Origin of the sequence: Corallococcus sp. 4LFB (genome assembly GCF_046520365.1) — a bacterium.
GTDB lineage: Bacteria > Myxococcota > Myxococcia > Myxococcales > Myxococcaceae > Corallococcus > Corallococcus caeni.
The window spans coordinates 1-368 of the sequence record NZ_JBKGHJ010001270.1; the positions used below are offsets into that span (position 1 = coordinate 1).

1 protein-coding gene is annotated in these 368 nt (G+C 66.6%); it reads left to right on the forward strand.

The genetic code is table 11. The annotated features are described in order from the left end of the window. Positions 1-10 precede the first annotated feature (10 nt). Positions 11-368: AMP-binding protein (locus tag ACLEQD_RS45275; protein WP_410392053.1), on the forward strand; the 358-nt coding region annotated here is incomplete at its 3' end.

The window sequence follows — 368 nt, forward strand, 5'->3', positions numbered from 1 at the left end:
ACTGGCCTACATGCTGGAAGGCACGGGTGCGCCTGTCGTCATCACGCAGGCGAGCTTGGAGAACCTACTGCCGGAGTACGCCGGCCAGCGCGTGCGGCTCGACACGGATGCGGCGGTACTGGCCGCGTACCCGGAGGAGGCACCGGCCACCAGGACGGAGCCTCGGCAACTGGCGTATGTGCTGTACACATCAGGAAGCACGGGCCGTCCGAAGGGCGTCGCGGTCACACACGCCAGCGCGGTGGCGTTCCTGAAGTGGGCCACGAGCACCTTCAAGGCAGAGCAGTTGAAGGGCGTGCTTGCGGCGACGTCACTGAACTTCGACCTCTCCGTCTTCGAAGTCTTCGCGCCGCTGGTGAGCGGCGGCA